General features: G+C 66.4%; 16 protein-coding genes and 1 tRNA gene. 7 read left to right on the plus strand and 10 right to left on the minus strand.

All coding sequences use genetic code 11. The features are described 5' to 3' along the window. Positions 1-74: 74 nt before the first annotated feature. The 6 genes from proB to MAA8898_RS15400 all read right to left on the minus strand — a co-directional run bounded on the left by proB (position 75) and on the right by MAA8898_RS15400 (position 5,030). Positions 75-1,181: a glutamate 5-kinase gene (gene proB / locus MAA8898_RS15375; protein ID WP_094021917.1), complete on the minus strand. Its 1,107-nt coding sequence runs from the start codon at positions 1,179-1,181 to the stop codon at positions 75-77. After that, a complete protein-coding gene (obgE, locus tag MAA8898_RS15380) occupies positions 1,169-2,218 on the minus strand; it encodes a GTPase ObgE (RefSeq protein ID WP_094021918.1) in 1,050 nt (349 codons plus the stop codon). The genes proB and obgE overlap by 13 nt, the downstream gene beginning before the upstream one ends. Before the next feature lie 153 nt (positions 2,219-2,371). Beyond that, positions 2,372-2,908, minus strand: coding sequence for a GNAT family N-acetyltransferase (locus tag MAA8898_RS15385; protein ID WP_094021919.1), 537 nt, complete (start codon positions 2,906-2,908; stop codon positions 2,372-2,374). A 166-nt stretch (positions 2,909-3,074) separates the two neighbouring features. Then, on the minus strand, positions 3,075-3,344 hold the full coding sequence (gene rpmA, locus MAA8898_RS15390) for a 50S ribosomal protein L27 (protein ID WP_094021920.1): 270 nt from the start codon (positions 3,342-3,344) through the stop codon (positions 3,075-3,077). Between the two features lie 21 nt (positions 3,345-3,365). Next, complete coding sequence (locus tag MAA8898_RS15395; protein WP_094021921.1) at positions 3,366-3,950, minus strand: 50S ribosomal protein L21; 585 nt, start codon at positions 3,948-3,950, stop codon at positions 3,366-3,368. A 231-nt stretch (positions 3,951-4,181) separates the two neighbouring features. Then, positions 4,182-5,030 carry a DUF2059 domain-containing protein gene (locus MAA8898_RS15400; protein WP_245853432.1) on the minus strand — a complete coding sequence of 283 codons (849 nt, stop codon included), beginning with the start codon at positions 5,028-5,030 and terminating at the stop codon, positions 4,182-4,184. A gap of 202 nt (positions 5,031-5,232) precedes the next feature. On the opposite strand from MAA8898_RS15400, the gene MAA8898_RS15405 reads away from it, so the two are divergent. The 4 genes from MAA8898_RS15405 to MAA8898_RS15420 all read left to right on the plus strand — a co-directional run bounded on the left by MAA8898_RS15405 (position 5,233) and on the right by MAA8898_RS15420 (position 7,305). Further along, a tRNA-Ser gene (locus tag MAA8898_RS15405) sits at positions 5,233-5,322 on the plus strand. Between the two features lie 91 nt (positions 5,323-5,413). Next, complete coding sequence (locus MAA8898_RS15410) at positions 5,414-5,689, plus strand: hypothetical protein (protein ID WP_176445183.1); 276 nt, start codon at positions 5,414-5,416, stop codon at positions 5,687-5,689. A 142-nt stretch (positions 5,690-5,831) separates the two neighbouring features. Beyond that, complete coding sequence (locus MAA8898_RS15415; RefSeq protein WP_141194870.1) at positions 5,832-6,857, plus strand: hypothetical protein; 1,026 nt, start codon at positions 5,832-5,834, stop codon at positions 6,855-6,857. 13 nt (positions 6,858-6,870) lie between these two features. Then, positions 6,871-7,305, plus strand: a complete 435-nt coding sequence (locus tag MAA8898_RS15420) for a CPCC family cysteine-rich protein (protein WP_094021924.1) — start codon at positions 6,871-6,873, stop codon at positions 7,303-7,305. 79 nt (positions 7,306-7,384) lie between these two features. Here the strand turns inward: MAA8898_RS15420 and MAA8898_RS15425 are convergent, their stop codons facing one another. Next, positions 7,385-8,407 carry a LacI family DNA-binding transcriptional regulator gene (locus MAA8898_RS15425; protein ID WP_094021925.1) on the minus strand — a complete coding sequence of 341 codons (1,023 nt, stop codon included), beginning with the start codon at positions 8,405-8,407 and terminating at the stop codon, positions 7,385-7,387. Between the two features lie 377 nt (positions 8,408-8,784). Between MAA8898_RS15425 and MAA8898_RS15430 the strand changes: the two genes are divergently transcribed. Genes MAA8898_RS15430 through MAA8898_RS15440 form a run of 3 tightly spaced genes read left to right on the plus strand, consistent with a single transcriptional unit; the run spans position 8,785 to position 11,571 of the window. Beyond that, positions 8,785-9,525: an ATP-binding cassette domain-containing protein gene (locus MAA8898_RS15430; RefSeq protein ID WP_094021926.1), complete on the plus strand. Its 741-nt coding sequence runs from the start codon at positions 8,785-8,787 to the stop codon at positions 9,523-9,525. Next, the gene (locus MAA8898_RS15435) at positions 9,522-10,553 is read left to right on the plus strand and encodes an ABC transporter permease (RefSeq protein WP_094021927.1); all 1,032 of its coding nucleotides are present in this window, start codon (positions 9,522-9,524) and stop codon (positions 10,551-10,553) included. The genes MAA8898_RS15430 and MAA8898_RS15435 overlap by 4 nt, the downstream gene beginning before the upstream one ends. A gap of 37 nt (positions 10,554-10,590) precedes the next feature. Further along, on the plus strand, positions 10,591-11,571 hold the full coding sequence (locus tag MAA8898_RS15440) for a sugar-binding protein (protein ID WP_094021928.1): 981 nt from the start codon (positions 10,591-10,593) through the stop codon (positions 11,569-11,571). 268 nt (positions 11,572-11,839) lie between these two features. On the opposite strand, the gene MAA8898_RS15445 is transcribed toward MAA8898_RS15440, so the two are convergent. From MAA8898_RS15445 to MAA8898_RS15455, 3 genes are read right to left on the minus strand one after another with little or no spacing between them, the layout of a single operon-like run. Further along, complete coding sequence (locus MAA8898_RS15445) at positions 11,840-12,721, minus strand: NAD(P)-dependent oxidoreductase (RefSeq protein ID WP_141194871.1); 882 nt, start codon at positions 12,719-12,721, stop codon at positions 11,840-11,842. 18 nt (positions 12,722-12,739) lie between these two features. Continuing rightward, a complete protein-coding gene (locus MAA8898_RS15450) occupies positions 12,740-13,810 on the minus strand; it encodes a 4-oxalomesaconate tautomerase (RefSeq protein ID WP_094021930.1) in 1,071 nt (356 codons plus the stop codon). After that, positions 13,803-14,474 carry a 4-carboxy-4-hydroxy-2-oxoadipate aldolase/oxaloacetate decarboxylase gene (locus MAA8898_RS15455; protein ID WP_094021931.1) on the minus strand — a complete coding sequence of 224 codons (672 nt, stop codon included), beginning with the start codon at positions 14,472-14,474 and terminating at the stop codon, positions 13,803-13,805. The genes MAA8898_RS15450 and MAA8898_RS15455 overlap by 8 nt, the downstream gene beginning before the upstream one ends. Between the last annotated feature and the right edge of the window lie 27 nt (positions 14,475-14,501).

Here is a 14,501-nt window from a genome sequence, read left to right on the forward strand (position 1 = left end):
CTGGCCAGCGGTGCAGTTGAGTATTTCTAAAGAGAAGAAGCCGCGCGGTCAAAGCCTCGGGTCGGACCGCGCGCTCAGACCGCCATGTCGTCGCGGTGAATCAGCACCGCGCGCCCTGGATAACCCAGGATCTGTTCGATCTCCGAGCTGTGGTGCCCGGCGATGGCGCGGGCCTCGGCGGCGGTGTAGCGGGTCAGCCCCTGACCCAGCGTCTGCCCGGCCAGCGTGCGGATGGTCACCGGCTCGCCCCGGCCGAAATCGCCCTCGACCGTGCGCAGCCCGGCCGGCAGCAGCGATTTTCCCGCCGCCAGCGCCCTCGCGGCGCCATCGTCGACGCGCAGGGTGCCCTGCGGTTTCATCGCGGCGATCCAGCGTTTGCGCGCGGCATGCGGGTCGAGGTGCGGGGTGAACAGGGTAAAGGGCGCGCCCTCGGTCAGCCGCCGCAGCGGGTGCATCTCGGCGCCGTGCGAGATGATCATCGCGCAGCCCGAGGCGGTGGCGGTCTTGGCCGCCATGACCTTGGTTTTCATCCCGCCTTTGGACAGGCCGGAGCCGGCGTCGCCGGCCATCGCCTCGATCTGGGGGGTGATCTCGGTCACGACGTCCAGCCGCCGCGCCTCGGGATCGCTGTTGGGGTTGCCGGTATAGAGGCCATCGACGTCCGACAGCAGCACCAGCAGGTCCGCGCCCACGGTCACCGCCACCTGCGCGGCCAGGCGGTCGTTGTCTCCATAGCGGATTTCGTCCGTGGCGACGGTGTCGTTCTCGTTGACGATGGGCACCACGCCAAAGCCCAGCAGCGTGTCCATCGTGGCGCGCATGTTGAGATAGCGGCGGCGGTCGGCGCTGTCCTCCAGCGTCACCAGGATCTGCGCAGCGGTCAGCCCGTGCGGTGCCAACGCCTGTTGCCAGGCGCGGGCGAGGCTGATCTGCCCCACGGCGGCGGCGGCCTGGGACTGTTCCAGCGCCAGCTGCGTCATCCGCAGCTTGAGGATGACCCGCCCCAGCGCGATGGAGCCCGACGACACCAGCACAACGTCCGCGCCGCGCGCCTTCAGCGCGTGGATGTCCTCCGAGATCGCTTCGAGCCAGTCGGTGCGCAGCGCGCCCGTCGCCCGGTCCACCAGCAGCGCCGAGCCGATCTTGACGACGACGCGGCGGGCCTCGGTCAGGATTGCCACTGGTCGCCCTCCTGCTCCTCCTCGGGAGAGACCGGGCGGTCGGCGGCGCGGCGGGCCATGACGTGCGGCTTGAGCGCGCGCAGCACCTCGGTCACGCCTTCGCGGGTGGCGCCGGACATCAGCATCACGTCCTCGGCCCCGGCCGCCTCAAGCTCGTCCTTGAGAAAGACGCGCTCTTCGGCGTCCAGCGCGTCGATCTTGTTCAGCACCGTCACGCGCGGTTTCTCGGCAAGGCCGGCACCATAGGCCGCGAGTTCGTTGCAGATGGTCTGGTAGTCCTCGATCAGGCTGCCGGAGGTGCCGTCGATCAGATGCAGCAGCACCGCGCTACGCTCGACATGGCCAAGGAAGATGTCACCGAGGCCGCGGCCCTCGTGCGCACCCTCGATCAGGCCGGGGATGTCGGCGACCACGAATTCGGTGCCGTCCACCTCGACCACGCCCAGGTTGGGGTGCAAGGTGGTAAAGGGATAGTCGGCGATCTTGGGCCGGGCATTGGAGGTCACGGCGAGAAACGTGCTCTTGCCCGCGTTGGGCAGACCGACCAACCCCACGTCGGCGATCAGCTTCAGCCGCAGCCAAAGGGTACGTTCCACGCCGTCCTGGCCGGGGTTGGCATGGCGCGGCGCCTGGTTGGACGAGGTCTTGAACCGGGCGTTGCCCCAGCCACCGTTGCCGCCCTTGGCCAGCAGGATGCGCTGGCCCAGTTCGGTCAGGTCGGCGACCACGGTTTCCTCGTCTTCCTCCAGGATCTCGGTCCCCACCGGCACCCGCAACACGATGTCGCCGCCATTCGCCCCGGTGCGATTCGAGCCCTTGCCGGCCTCGCCGTTCTGCGCGAACCAGTGCTGCTGGTAGCGAAAGTCGATCAGCGTGTTCAGCCCGTCCACCGCCTCGACCCAGACCGAGCCGCCGTCGCCACCGTCACCGCCGTTCGGGCCGCCGAACTCGATGAATTTCTCGCGGCGGAAGCTGATGCAGCCATTCCCCCCCGAGCCGGAGCGGATGTGGACCTTGCAGAGATCGAGGAATTTCATGGAACGGGCTTTCGGGCGAGGGTGACGGCGGTTTAGCGGGGTTTGGCAACGGGCTCAAGCGGCGCACTTTGCGGCCACAGGCCATCAGGGCCGCCGGGCGTCAGCGGCCCGGGCGGGCGGTCAGTCAGTGTCGCGGACCTCGCGGACCCCGGCTCAGGCCAGCCTGCGAATGTAGGTCCAGGTTGGCACCTTGGCGTTGCGGGCAACGCAGAACGCTTCGGCATCGCCGATGTATTCGAAACCGCAGTTCACCAGCACCCGGGCCGAGGCCGGGTTGTCCTGAAAGACGGAGGCGAACATCGTCGAATTGCGCATCGGGTTGGCTTCGACCAGCGCGCGCACGGCCTCGGACGCAAGGCCGGTGTTCCAGAACGCGGGTGCAACCCAGTAGCCGACCTCGGACTGGTTGCGGTCCATCCGCTCGAGCGAGATCAGCCCCATGAGTTCGGAGCCGTCCACCTTGGTGGCATCCATCGCCCAGACGTCTTCCTTGCGGTCGACCGAGGTGGCGCGGGTGATGAAGGCTTCGGCCGCGCCGGGCGGCAGCGGATGCGGAATCGAGGTGGTCATGCGCGCCACACGCTCGTCTCCGGCGTAAAGCTCCATCAGGCCGATGTCGGACCGGCGCACCGGGCGCAGGTCGAACCTGTCGGTGCTGACGACCGGCTGGATTTCCGTGCTCAGGCCCATACTGATAACTCCTCCCGTGCATGCGCCGGATCGAATTCGGTCATGATCGCCTTCTGGCTGGCCGATCTTTCTGACCAAATGAGGGCCGACCCGGGACGCGAAAAAGACGAAGGGGACCGGCCGGTTCGCCGATCCCCTTGTCTGTCACTCGACAACGTGTCCGGCGTTACTCCGCGGCCTCTGCCGCCGGCAGCACCGAAATGAAGGTGCGGCCCTTGAGGCCCTTGTGGAACTGCACGGCGCCTTCGACGGTGGCGAAGATCGTGTGATCCTTGCCCATGCCGACGTTCTGGCCCGGCCAGAACTTCGTGCCGCGCTGGCGGACGATGATGTTGCCCGGGATCACGGCCTGACCGCCATAGAGCTTCACGCCGAGGCGACGCCCTGCGGAGTCGCGGCCGTTACGGGAGGAACCGCCTGCTTTCTTGTGTGCCATTCGTCTCTCTCCTTAACTCTGTCAGACCAGGGTCTTGGCCTGGTCGACCCATTCGGGCTTGACCTTGGTGGCCGAGAAGGTCTCGGGGTCCACGGCCGCCAGCTGGGCGAAAGTGGTGATGCCGGCTTCGACCAGCTTCTTGGCGGCGGCGGGGCCGACACCGGTGATCTGGGTCAGGTCGTCGGCGGTTTCAACCGCGGCGGCGGCCTTGGGGGCCGCTTTTGCCGCCGGAGCGGCGGTTTTGGGCGCGGAACCTGCACCCAGGGCGGCCTTGACACCCGACGCGTCGGCGCCGTTGGCGAGGATCTCGGTCACGCGCACCAGCGTCAGCTGCTGGCGGTGGCCCTTGGTGCGCTGCGAGCTGTGCTTGCGGCGGCGCTTGACGAAGTGGATGAGCTTGTCACCCTTGATCTGGTCGATCACCTCGGCCTGCACCGCGGCGCCGGCCACGGTCGGCGTGCCGATGACGGTGGTGTCGCCGCCCAGCATCAGGACTTCGTTGAACTGCACGGTCTCACCCGCGTCGGCGGCCAGCTTTTCGATCCGCAGGGTATCGCCTGCCTGGACCTTGTACTGTTTTCCGCCGGTCTTCATCACCGCGAACATGCGCGTCTTCCTCTTCATTGCCGCGTTCTGTGGCCCCTTGCGGAGTTCGTGGGGCACCCTGCCCCGCCTCGAACGGCGCGCCCCGTCAGGAGCGATCATTGACAAAAACAAAAGGCGGGGCCGTAGCCCCGTCCTCGTGGTGGGCGGCTTATGGCCGTGGCGGGCATGGATTGTCAAGCCCTTGTTGCGCTGCGCGGCGGCGGCAAACCGCGGCCGCGCGGCGGCGTCTGTTCAGAGTTCCTGCTGCTGCATCTGCCGCGCCGCAGCCAGGCCCAGGGCATAGGAAATCTCGTCGTACATGGCATTGAAGCCGCTGAACAGCGCCCGGTTCAGCACCCGTCCCTGCACCGTTTCCGACAGCGCGATGTAGGCCTCGAGCTCGTCGTCGCTGAGCGGCTCGTAGGCGAGCAGCAGAAAGGCGTTGAGCCACTCCCGCGTGTCGTCCCGCGTCTCTTCCTCCTGCGCCCAGACGTCGGCGAGGATCTCGGATTCGGTCATCGCCAGCCCGCCGCCGTCCACCAGCCCGCTGTAGAAGCGGAACGAGGCGTTGAGCGCGCCGGCGACATTCGCCTCGAGCAGGTCGTTGACCTCGATGAACCGCGCGATCTGCGCCAGGCGCGGATCGTCCTTGTCCTTCATCTGGCGATAGGTCTGGCGCGCGGCCTCCTCGACCGCGTCGTCGATCATCGCCTCGCGGGCGGACAGCTCCAGCCCGATGATCCGCGCGCCAAGCTCGGAGGTGAAGAAGGCGACCAGCGGGTCGGGATCGGCCTCGGCCAGGACACCCGACATCCCCTGCGAGACGACGCCGCGCATGCGGTCGATGTCGTAGATCTCGTCCAGCTGCACGGTCCAGCTGCGGGTGCCGCCGCCCGGCAGGATGTCGCCCGCCAGTTCACCGCCGTAGGCCAGCCCCTCTTCGCGCATGATCTGCAACATCGAGTCGATCTTGAGCGCGCGCATCAGGTCGCCCACCGGCTCGGCGCGGGCGGGCAAGGCCATCGCCACGACGCAGATCAGCGCCAGCACGCCCGCGAGCATGCGCTGGAAGGGCGAAACGGGCAGTGTCCGGTGAATCATGGCGTCCTCGCGTCTGTCTGAACCTGCGCAAGAGGTAATGCAGCGCGCCCTGTCCAACAACCACCTCCCGCGCCGGCAGGCGGGTCTGCGCCACCGCCGGAACGGCCCGGGAAGGAAACGAAGCTGTCGTGAAGAAACCTGTGATTTGCCGGTTGCGCTGGCTTGGCGAATTGGCTACATGCCGCGTCACCCAGACCCCCGCGGAGAGGTGCCGGAGCGGTCGAACGGGGCGGTCTCGAAAACCGTTGTCCCTTCACGGGGACCCAGGGTTCGAATCCCTGTCTCTCCGCCATTTCTTCCAAGCCATTGATGGCAAAGAAGAAAGCCAGACGATCTCCAGAAAGTCGTTGTCCATAATGGACCACAAGAAGCTGGCTGAGGACATGGACTATCTTATCCAACCACGCGGCCCCGGAACTGGCTGGGTCTTTCGGATGATCACCCCCAGGGAACTGGTGGGGCTTCCAAATCCGTGGACCGGGAAACCCGTCGGCAGGGAGATCAAGCGCGGGCTGGGAACGCGGCACGCGGTGGAAGCACGCAAGCAGCGTGACATTGCGCCTGGCCGCAAGTCCAGTGTCGTGGTCACGATCTTGTCGTTCTGTGCAAGGAACCGGCAGCAGGCCAAAACGCGCACCGTGACCGGACCCAAACCGTGACGGGTCCACTGTCGCGCTGCAACCGGCGGGCGATCTTGATCGCAAGGCTCGTTTTCCATACCTTTCCCGCAGTTGCGGCGCCCGCTTTAAGCAGACAGGGCGCTTTTTCCAAAGGGTTTTTGGGATGTCACCATTTCGAAGCTTGGCTGCTCGCAGCGCACTTCCCGCCGAATTGAGCCGGAGCGCCTTTTTCTGCCTCGTTCTTTGCCTGGTTCCGTCGCTCTCGCATGCGGGGTTCCTCAAGATATGCAACACGAGCAGGGTGCAGGTCGATTTCACCCTGCTCGAGGGGTATGAAAGCGGTATCAGGCACCACGTAACCGGATGGTATCCCCTCGATCCCGGGAATTGCTTCTCAGAGTATCGCAACGCCAGAACGGTGCACGCCTTCACTTTTCGTTTGCGGGACACGACAAGTGGCGATGTTGCGCCGGTGGTCTTCGATCTCGACAAGCCCGGGTTTCTCGGGATCAGCTCGATCTGCGGCAGCCTCATCGACAAGACCGATTACCGGGTCCTCGGAGGGCGCTCGAACGCCGCCATCTGCAGCCAGTCGGGGCACGAGCCTCTGCCGATCTCGTTCGGATTTCGCTTCGGCTCGAACGAATACGATCAGCACACCGTGAACATTGGTGGCATTTCGGCTGACGAGGCACGCAGGAAAATCAAGGCTTACAACGCGCCGAAAGAACCCCCTCCCAAGCCGACTGCGCCCAAGTCGCCCCCCCTCAAGGCCAAGCCGCCCACTTGCTCGCAACAACCCGGCGCCGACATTTCATCCGCCGATCCGTCAGAAGCCTTTGTTCAACAGCAAAAACGGCGCATCGCCGAGTTGTACAAGGAACACTGCAGCGGCAAGAGCGACGCCTGCCGCGGCTACATCCAGTCCCGTCTGATGCTGCCGATCGCGACAAGGCGTGCCGATGTCTGCGAGACGCCGTCGCACGGATTGAAACCCTGCCGCTGCGAGGAACGCCGGGCAGACCTCGCCTATTACACCACGATGAGGAACAGGACCTCGACTTATCCCGAAGAGCATCTGACGATGTTCGAGAAACTGGTATCGGGGAAAGCGGGACAACTGGAAAGAGCGGTAAATCTCGCCGTGGACCTGATGAAAGACGACAGGCCGCCCATTCCCCCTCCCGCCGGCTTTACGACCAAGTAGCGCCAGAGTGTCAATGCCCCGCCCACCCTTCACCTGTCCATGCTGCGGTCTTCCGTCCCTTCGCTGCTGGGGCACTGCCACCTGTTCGATCTGCTGGTGGGAAATCGACTTGATCGACCGCGCCGATGACGAGATCTGCAACGGCCCGAACCGAGGCTACTCGTTGAACCAGGCAAGAGCCAACTTCCGGGCGCATGGACACATGTACGATGCCGACAGGGCGAGCGGGTATCTGCAACTGTGTGGAACCGGCCGGGAGCCACTCATGGCCTATGTCCGGTCGGTGCGCAGCGGTGATACGGCTTTGGATCAGGCGACGCTTGACCGGCTCATCGCCGAAGACCGTGACAGCTGGCCCTGGCGGCAAGAACCCTACGATGCGGCCGCCCATGAGCACGAAGAGGCGCTCTTGCGCGTTCTTCTCAAAGACGGGCCTGGCATGTCCTGATGCCGATCCCGTTCAGGCACAATGGCAACCGGCTGTCCGTGCGAACCGGGTTCACCACCGGGCAAGGCGGCCTCTTGCCTCACAATCCGCAGTTGTAGCGCGTGTGCAAGAGGATCGGTGACGGTGGCGGATCACTGGTCACGCCCTTGTAGAAATCCTCGATCCAGCGGACCGCCTGCGACAGTTCGGCCACGAAGTCATGCGACACCACGTAGTCCATCGTGCCCGAGGTCAGCAGTTGCTGCGACACCGGCGTGAGTTCGTGGCCGACAAAGATCACCGACTGCGCCCTGCCGGTCTGCTCCAGCGCCCAGGCGACGCCCCGGTTCGCCCCGGCGACGTTGTAGATCGCCTGCGGCACCCCGTGCGTGTCGAAATGGCCGGTCAGCTGTGCCTGCGTGCTGGCCGGAACGTCGTCCGAGATGACGCGTTCCTCGATCCGCAGGTGCGGAAAGACCGTGCGCAGCACGCGGCGAAAGCCCAGCTCGCGCTCTTTCTGGCAGCGGAAGGCGGCGCTCATGACCAGCAGGATGCGCTGGTCCTTGCGTGACAGCGCATGGCCGATCAGCTGCGCTGCAACGCTTCCGGCGGCGTGCTGGTCGTTGCCGACATAAGTGTTGCGGCGGCTGCTGGGCAGGTCCGTGGTCAGGCAGACCACGGGCTTGCCCGCCCGGCGCAGCTGGCGGATGGCACCGTTGATCGCCGGGTGCTCGCGTGCGACGACAAGGGCGCCCCCCGCCGTCTTGCCGGCCTCCAGCAGGCCCGAGGCAAAGACCTGCGGGTCAAGGACGTTGGTCAGGGCATAGCTGCCGCGGATGTCGACCCCCGCAAGGGTCCGGTGAACGGTCTGTACCGCCGCGTCCATGGTCGCGTTGAAGCTGGCTCCGGATTCGCAGAACAGCGCCACCTGCAACGGTTCCGCCTGGGTGATTTCCAGCCGCAGCTTGTCATAGGCGGCGCGGACACGCTGGCGCGTTGCCTCGCGCACGTTGGGCCGGTTGTTCAGCACCCGGTCGACGGTGGCAGGCCCGACACCGGCCAGCTCCGCCACCTCGTGGATCGTCGGACCACGCCACCCGCTGCGTCCGTCCCGCCGTGCCATGACCCTGCCCCACCCCGTCCGTCCGCGCGTATCTCGACCTGCCTTCTGATGCTTTTCACATCATTTTTTGCCTGTCTAGAGGGTTTGAGGTCGCGCGGTAACCCTGCATACTCCAAGTCGAAAATGATGGGAGGACGCCCCCGCAAGAGGGGCGCAAACAGATTGAAATCAGGGATCCCCGCAAACGGCTCGATCGGCACCAGGCGGCGAAAGCCGGTTTCGGACCCCAGGGTCCTGCGGTGCGCGATGGCGGGACTGGACCCGCGCAGGTGCTGCCCGGCAATGACAGTTGACACGAATCCAGCGCCGCAATAATCATTTCTAGGCTGGCAATTCCGCAGCAAATGTTGCGACGGCCGACCTGAGGGGGAACAAGCTTGGCTCTTCTGGAATTGAAAAACATCACCAAGAGCTTCGGTGCGATCCATGCGCTCAACGGCGTCGACCTCACGCTTCAGCCGGGTGAAGCCGTCGGCCTGATGGGCGACAACGGGGCGGGCAAATCCACGCTGATGAAGATCATCGCCGGGAACTTTCCGCCCACCGGCGGCGAAATCCGCATCGACGGCAAGCCGGTCCATTTCAGCAGGCCCATCGACGCGCGCGAGAACGGGATCGAGATCGTCTACCAGGACCTCGCGCTGTGCGACAACCTCACCGCTGCGGCGAACGTCTTTCTCGGGCGCGAGCTCAAGTCCGGTCTCTGGCCCTTTCGCAAGCTCAACCACCAGGCGATGTACAACCGCGCCGGGGAACTTTTCGGCGAGTTGAAGTCCGAAACCCGGCCCCGCGACCTGGTCAAGCAGATGTCGGGCGGCCAGCGCCAGGCGGTCGCCATCGCGCGCACCCGCCTGTCCGACCCCAAGCTGGTGCTGATGGACGAACCCACCGCCGCGATCTCGGTCCGGCAGGTGGCGGAGGTGCTGAACCTGATCAAGCGGCTGAAGGCCACCGGCCACGCGGTGATCCTGGTCAGCCACCGCATGCCCGACGTCTTTGAGGTCTGCGACCGGGTGGCCGTGCTGCGGCGCGGATCCAAGGTGGCCGACAAGAGGATCAAGGACACCAGCCCGGAAGAAGTGACGGGGCTCATCATCGGAGCGATCGAGGCAGCATGACCGACAGCACGCAGACCCCGCAGGCCCGCAAGGACCACGCCGCCATCGACGACAGCATCACCTCGCGGCGCGAGGTGTCGGGCCTGGGTGCGATCCTCAGGACCCAGCCGTTCTGGGTCTTCGTGGCGATCCTGGCCATCGGCACGGTGATGACCTTTGTCTCGGACGCCTTCCTGACCGAACGCAACATGTTCAACATCACCCGCAACATGGCCTTTTTCGGCATCATGGCGCTGGGGATGTCGGCGGTGATCTGCACCGCCGGGATCGACTTGTCCGTCGGCTCATTGCTGGGGCTCTGCGGCATCAACCTGGCGCTGGTGCTGAACGCGGAATGGAGCGTCGGCGTCGGTTTCCTGGTCTGCATCGGCACGGCGGTGGTGGTCGGGATGATCAATGGCATCCTGATCGCCTACGTCCGGCTGGCCCCCTTCGTGGTGACGCTGGGGATGCTGGCGATGGCGCGTTCCATCGCCATGGTGATCTCGAACAACAAGATGGTCTACGAGTTCGGCCCCGACCAGGAGATATTCGAATGGATCGGCGGCGGCAGCGTGCTGGGCGTGCCCAACGTGGTCTGGGTGCTGACCTTCATGACGCTCTTCTTTCTCTGGGTCTGGCGCTATTCCCAGTGGGGCCGCTGGGTCATCGCCATCGGCGGCAACGCCCACGCGGCCAAGCTGTCGGGCATCCCGGTCGAACGGGTCATCGTCTCGGTCTACGTGGTCTGTTCGGTCTGCACCGGCATCGCCGCCTTCATGTTCATCGGCTACACCGGGTCGGCCACCAACGGAATGGGCGCGACCTACGAGCTGAACGTGATCGCGGCCAGCGTGATCGGCGGCGCCAACCTGATGGGCGGCGTGGTCTATGCGCTCGGCGCGCCGATCGGCGCGGCGCTGGTCGAACTCATCCGAAATTCGCTGCTGCTCGCCGGGATCCCGGCGCTGTGGCAGCAATTCTTTGTCGGGCTGTTCCTCATCCTAGCGGTGCTCCTGGAACAACTCCGCAACCGCGGGGGCAAATGATCGCCCCCGACTTCATGGCAACCTGGGAGGAAAACTCATGAAGAGACTGTTGACTGCGACCGCGCTTGTGATGCTCGCGCCGGTGATGGCTTCGGCCGACTACACCTTTGCGCTGGTGCCCAAGGCGATGAACAACCCGTTCTTCGACCTGGCCCGTGACGGATGCTACAAGGCTCAGGAAGAACTGGCCGACGTGACCTGCGAATACATCGGCCCCGGTGAACATACCGAGCTCGAGCAGATCCAGATCGTTCAGGACCTGATCACCAAGGGTGTGGATGGCATTGCGGTCGCGCCCTCGAACGCGCCTGCCATGGGCAAGGTGCTGAAGGCCGCTGTTGACGCGGGCATTCCCGTCATCACCTGGGACTCGGACCTGCTGCCCGAGGACAAGGGCCTGCGCACCACCTACGTTGGCACCAACAACTACAACATCGGCGTCCACCTGGCCGAGCTGGTGATGGCGCGCCACCCGGACGGCGGCACCATCTGCCTGCAGACCGGCGGCGCCGCGGCGGCCAACCACAACGAACGACTGCTGGGCGCGCGGGAAACCCTTGCCGGCATGGAACTGGGTGACCCGCCCGGACGCCCGCTGGCCGGTGACAACGGCTGGACCGAGATTTCGGGCTGCCCGCTGATCACCAACGACGACGGCAACGTCGCCGTGCAGGGCATGACCGACATCCTGGCCGCCAATCCGGACCTGACCGCCTTCCTGTCGACCGGCGCCTTTACCCAGTGGTTCGACAACGCCTACCGGAACGCCGCCGAGCCCTACAAGGGCAAGATGGATGCCGGCGAGCTGACCATCGTCGTCGCCGACACGCTGCCGATGCAGCTGGCGCAGACCAAGGACGGCCTGGGCAACGGTCTGGTCGGCCAGCGTCCCTACGAGATGGGCTACAAGGCCATGTACATCCTGAAGGACATCGCCGAGGGCAAGACGCCTGAGGATCCGATCTACACCGGTCTCGACATCTGCAACAACGACAACGTCGACACCTGCGTGAACTGATCTTTCCCGAAACGGATGGCGGCGGCGCAATTTGCGCCGCCGTTTTCCTTTCCGGACGGATCGTGCCCCCTATGGCGGGATCGGCGGCATGCGTCTTCTCTCGGACCCACTGCCCAAGGCTGACCAGCGCAACGATGTCGCGATGGTCCAGGGCCTGGAATCGCGAAACGCGGGTGTCGGACAGGGACAGACGCCTGCCGCCCGTTGGGCTGCCGCGCTTTGGCGGGATGTTATCCGGTCTTGACGCCCCCTCGCAGCCGGACCCGCCTCAGCGCAAACCCCAGCTGCGAAGATACGCCTCGGCGAACCAGCGGTGATCCGGCTCTTCGCCCTCTTGCAGCGTCACCCCGGAAGACGACAGCTTGCGCTGCCACTCGGCCGTGGCCACCGACAAGACGTTCGGCAGCCCCATGCCCGCCAGCATCTTGGCCACCTCGTCCATCTCTGCCGCGCGCCGCTGCCCGTGCACCAGGGTGCGCTCGAAATTGTAGGCCGCCCGCGCGGGCACATCCATGTTCGGATGCGCCGTTTTCATCGAGGGGAACACCTCCTCCTCGACCCCCGCCAGCACGGCGGCCAGCACGCATTCCGCCGTGAGCGCCTCCATCCCCTTGACCAGCACGGACCGCACCATCTTGACCGAAGACGCGCGCCCCACCGCATCGCCCACCACGCGCACCGCCATCGGCAAGTCGGCCAGCAATGGCGCCACCTCTGCCGCCTCCGGCCCCGAGAGCAGGCAGGGCACCATGTTTCGCTTGGGGTAGACTGGCGCCATCACCGCCACGTCCAGGTAGCGCGCCCCCGCCGCGGTGATGATCCCGGCCGAGGCGACCTTGGTCTGCGGCGCGCAACTGTTCAGGTCGCACCACAGCGCACCCGGCGCCAGCAGCGGCGCACAGGCCGAGGCCGCCGCGCCCGCCTGGTCCGCCGTCACGGTGCAGAACACCACCTCGGCCCCCTCAAGCGCCTCGGCCCGCTTCGCACAGGCGGTCACACCCAGCCGCGCCGCGCGCTCCGCGATCTCGCCCGCTGTCTCCGGCGCCTCGGACTTGATGTCAAAGGTCCGCACCCCGCGCACCTGTTCCGGACCCCAGCCCGACAGGATCGCCCCCGCCGCCTCGCCCAGCCCGATGAATGCCATACGCATGCCGTCTCTCCCTATCCCTCAGCCACCCGCCAACTCACTGGCGAAAACCATGCCGTCCATCAGCTTGCGCGCCGTGCGCAGCACCTCGGCGCGGGTGACCACGCTGCCCTCCACGTGGCCCACCACGGTCATCTCCCCGGTCGGATGCTCCACCGACAGCGCCTTGGCCGCACCCTCCGGCAGCACCGCCACGTCATGCCCCACCGCCCCCGGCGTCAGGCAGGACGTGGCGACCGACACCGCCCCCAGCACGCCGATTGTCTTGTGACAGCGGTGCGGGATGAAGGTCCGGGTGGAGATCGAACCGCCAGCAAAGGGTGCGCTGACCATGCACATCTTGGGCACCGACTTCGCCGCCACGTCGCCCAGGGTCATCAGCGGGCCGGCCTTCAGCCGGATCGCCTCCAGCCGCGTCCGCAGGCCCGTATCCGCCTCCAGCGCCTCGGGCGTCTCCTGCCCGGTGATCCCCATGTCCGAGGCGCGCAGCACCACGCAGGGCATCCCGTTGTCGATCAGCGTGACCTCGACGCCCTCGATCACGTCCACAACGTTGCCGCTGGGAAACAGCGCGCCGCAGGTGGACCCGGCCGTGTCGCGGAATTCGATCGGCACGGGCGCCGCCCCCCCCGGCACCCCGTCAATGCGCGCCGATCCGGTGTAGGACACGCGCCCGCCCGGCGTCTGCACCCGCGCCACGGCCACCTGGCCGGTGTTCTCCATCCAGATCGTGACCGTCGTCTCGTCCCCCTGCGCCGCCACCAGCCCGCGCTCGATGGCAAAGGGGCCAACCCCGGCCAGGATGTTGCCGCAGTTCTGCGCATCGGTGACGATGGCCCTGTCGACGAAGACCTGGAGAAAGAGGTAGTCCACGTCCACCCCCGGCCGCGCCGAGGGCGACACCACCGCGACCTTCGAGGTCAGGGGATCCGCGCCTCCCATGCCGTCGATCTGGCGCGGATCGGGCGACCCCATGACCCCCAGCAACAGCGCATCGCGCGCCGCCGCGTCCGCGGGCAGGTCCGAGGCCAGGAAGTATCCCCCCTTCGAGGTCCCGCCCCGCATCCACATGCAGCGGATTCCGTCAGACATATGTCAGCCCCTTCTCCGCCAGCCGCCCGCGCATGTCGTAGATGTCGAGGCCCAACTCCCCCGCGGCCAGCCGCTGTCGCTTGGCCTCTTCCGCCGCCAGCCGCTTTTGCGCGGCGGCCAGCACCGTCTCCGCCTCAGCGCGCGGCACCACGCAGACGCCGTCGTCATCGGCCACGATCACGTCACCGGGATTGACCAGCGCGCCCGCGCAGACCACCGGCACATTCACGCTGCCCACGGTCTCCTTCACCGTCCCCTGCGCCGAGACCGCCGTCGACCAGACCGCAAAGCCCATGGCGCGCAAGTCCCGCGTGTCCCGCACGCCTGCGTCGATCACCAGGGCCCGGCAGCCCCGCGCCATGGCCGAGGTCGCCAGCAGGTCGCCGAAATAGCCCATGTCGCAGGGGGCGGTCGGCGCCAGCACCATGAAATCCCCCTCTTGCAGCTGTTCGATGGCGACATGGATCATCCAGTTGTCCCCCGGCGGCGCCGAAATCGTCACCGCCGACCCGGCCAGCCCCAGGTCCTGCTGGATCGGCCGCATGGTCGACGCCATCAGCCCGCGCCGCCCCATCGCTTCGTGCACAGTGGCGACACCCGCCGCCCCCAGCCCCGTGATCACCTCGGCCGAGGCCCGCTCGACATCCCGAACGACGACTCCCATGACCCGCTCCTCCCTGCTTCTTCTCTG

The organism is Antarctobacter aquimaris, from assembly GCF_900184945.1.
In the GTDB taxonomy this organism is placed as follows: domain Bacteria; phylum Pseudomonadota; class Alphaproteobacteria; order Rhodobacterales; family Rhodobacteraceae; genus Maliponia; species Maliponia aquimaris.

Excerpts from the sequence above, each read along its gene's own strand:
- MAA8898_RS15445 (WP_141194871.1), bottom strand. The coding sequence starts at position 12,721 with ATGCGTATGGCATTCATCGGGCTGGGCGAGGCGGCGGGGGCGATCCTG.
- MAA8898_RS15395 (WP_094021921.1), bottom strand. The coding sequence starts at position 3,950 with ATGTTCGCGGTGATGAAGACCGGCGGAAAACAGTACAAGGTCCAGGCA.
- MAA8898_RS15425 (WP_094021925.1), bottom strand. The coding sequence starts at position 8,407 with ATGGCACGGCGGGACGGACGCAGCGGGTGGCGTGGTCCGACGATCCAC.
- MAA8898_RS15450 (WP_094021930.1), bottom strand. The coding sequence starts at position 13,810 with ATGTCTGACGGAATCCGCTGCATGTGGATGCGGGGCGGGACCTCGAAG.
- obgE (WP_094021918.1), bottom strand. The coding sequence starts at position 2,218 with ATGAAATTCCTCGATCTCTGCAAGGTCCACATCCGCTCCGGCTCGGGG.
- MAA8898_RS15435 (WP_094021927.1), top strand. The coding sequence starts at position 9,522 with ATGACCGACAGCACGCAGACCCCGCAGGCCCGCAAGGACCACGCCGCC.
- rpmA (WP_094021920.1), bottom strand. The coding sequence starts at position 3,344 with ATGGCACACAAGAAAGCAGGCGGTTCCTCCCGTAACGGCCGCGACTCC.
- MAA8898_RS15385 (WP_094021919.1), bottom strand. The coding sequence starts at position 2,908 with ATGGGCCTGAGCACGGAAATCCAGCCGGTCGTCAGCACCGACAGGTTC.
- MAA8898_RS15400 (WP_245853432.1), bottom strand. The coding sequence starts at position 5,030 with ATGATTCACCGGACACTGCCCGTTTCGCCCTTCCAGCGCATGCTCGCG.
- MAA8898_RS15410 (WP_176445183.1), top strand. The coding sequence starts at position 5,414 with ATGGACTATCTTATCCAACCACGCGGCCCCGGAACTGGCTGGGTCTTT.
- MAA8898_RS15420 (WP_094021924.1), top strand. The coding sequence starts at position 6,871 with ATGCCCCGCCCACCCTTCACCTGTCCATGCTGCGGTCTTCCGTCCCTT.
- MAA8898_RS15455 (WP_094021931.1), bottom strand. The coding sequence starts at position 14,474 with ATGGGAGTCGTCGTTCGGGATGTCGAGCGGGCCTCGGCCGAGGTGATC.
- MAA8898_RS15440 (WP_094021928.1), top strand. The coding sequence starts at position 10,591 with ATGAAGAGACTGTTGACTGCGACCGCGCTTGTGATGCTCGCGCCGGTG.